This is a genomic window from Herbaspirillum sp. B65 (assembly GCF_000333555.1).
GTDB classification, from domain to species: domain Bacteria; phylum Pseudomonadota; class Gammaproteobacteria; order Burkholderiales; family Burkholderiaceae_D; genus Herbaspirillum; species Herbaspirillum rubrisubalbicans.
On sequence record NZ_BADI01000815.1, the window covers coordinates 1 to 1,804 of the forward strand.

The 1,804-nt window shown below is 61.8% G+C and carries 2 protein-coding genes and 1 pseudogene; all 3 read left to right on the plus strand.

What is annotated here, in order from left to right; translation table 11 throughout:
• Positions 1 to 245: 245 nt before the first annotated feature.
• On the plus strand, positions 246 to 1,052 hold the full coding sequence (dapB, locus tag I5W_RS19455; RefSeq protein ID WP_044530462.1) for a 4-hydroxy-tetrahydrodipicolinate reductase: 807 nt from the start codon (positions 246 to 248) through the stop codon (positions 1,050 to 1,052).
• A gap of 136 nt (positions 1,053 to 1,188) precedes the next feature.
• Positions 1,189 to 1,515: pseudogene (locus I5W_RS19460) on the plus strand (MotA/TolQ/ExbB proton channel family protein); the annotation flags it as partial.
• 40 nt (positions 1,516 to 1,555) lie between these two features.
• Positions 1,556 to 1,804: Hcp family type VI secretion system effector (locus I5W_RS19465; RefSeq protein ID WP_044530463.1), on the plus strand; the 249-nt coding region annotated here is incomplete at its 3' end.

Here is a 1,804-nt window from a genome sequence, read left to right on the forward strand (position 1 = left end):
ATGACTTGCTCGATCACGTCCAGGGCGCCCAGGACTGCCCCACCGAAAGCGAATACCTGACCCTGATCACCGATGCCAAGGTCGGTTCCAAGGCCAGCTTTAGCGACAAACCCAAGGACGACAGCGAGATCAAACCGGCCTCGCCGGTGGCGCCCTCTTCGGCCACCAACAAGTAACACCGCTGACCTTAGACCACAGACATCTGACCTAAGACCTCTGACCTGACCCGTCATTTCGAGTTTTCCATGACTGCATTGAATATCGCCGTAGCCGGCGCCTCCGGGCGCATGGGCCGCATGTTGATCGAAGCCATCCTCAACGCCGACGACCTGAAGCTCTCCGGCGCCCTGGACACCCCCGCCTCGCCCACTCTGGGCAGCGATGCCGGCCTGTTCCTGGGCAAGACCACCGGCGTACTGATCGAGTCCGACCTGGCCCGTGGCCTGGCCGGCGCCGACGTGCTGATCGACTTCACCCGTCCCGAAGGCACCTTGAAGCACCTGCAATACTGCGCCGAGCATGGCGTGAAGGTAGTCATCGGCACCACCGGTTTCGAACCCGAAGGCAAGACCGCCATCGCCGAATTCGCCAAGCGCATCGCCATCATGGCCGCGCCCAACATGAGCGTGGGCGTGAACGTGACCATGAAGCTGCTGGAAATGGCGGCCAAGAATTTCTCGCATGGCTATGACATCGAGATCATCGAAGCGCACCACCGCCACAAGGTCGACGCCCCCTCCGGCACTGCCCTGAAGATGGGTGAAGTGATCGCCGATGCGCTGGGCAAGAAGCTCGACGACGTCGCCGTGTATGCCCGCGAAGGCGTCACCGGCGAGCGTGATCCCTCCTCGATCGGCTTTGCCACCGTGCGCGGCGGCGACATCATCGGCGACCACACGGTGCTCTTCGCCGGCATCGGCGAGCGTATCGAGATTTCGCACAAGTCCTCCAGCCGCGTCTCGTATGCTATGGGCAGCCTGCGCGCCGCCCGCTTCCTGGCCGGCAAGCAAAGCGGCCTGTACGACATGCAAGACGTGCTGGGCTTCAAGTAAGCCAGGCCGTAGCCAGCCCAAGAGATGCCCGACGCTGCCGCGCCCCACCAGGTCCGGCAGCGAATTTTTTTAAGGCCGGCCGCTTAGCGCGACCCTATTCCCTGATCTTCCTCCCCCTAGACCGAAAGCACGCACCATGGAACCGAACGTTGGATTTGCCCACTACTGGGCGCAAGGCGATGCCGTTTCCCACTCCGTCGCCTATCTGCTGTTGATCATGTCCATCGCCAGCTGGTACTACATTCTCTCCAAGGCCTGGACCGCCTTGCGCATCCGCCGCGGCAGCAATGCCCTGGAGCAGTTCTGGCAAGCCCCGACCCTAGCCGACGCCAGCGCCGCCATGCAGCGCCTGGACAGCGAACAGATCTACACCCCCATGGCCGAACGCGCGGCCGAAGCCGCCGACATCGGCAGTCGCCAACAGGGCGCGCCGTCGCTCAATGCCGCCACCGATCCCAGCAAATCTTAACTATTTTTCCTCCCTCTTGTTTACAGGATAAGTTATGGCAATTGACGTCTATCTGCAAATCGACGGCATCAAGGGTGAATCCACTGATGACCTGCACAAGGACTGGATCGAGTGCAAGACCGTGGACTGGCAAGTCTTGCAGCCGAAGTCTGCGACCGCATCGACCGGTGGTGGCCACACCGCCGAACGTTGCGAGCACAAGGACATCGTCTTCACCAAGGTGGCCGATCTGGCATCTCCTCTGCTGCTGCAAAACTCTTCATCGGGCAAGACCTCCCGAAGG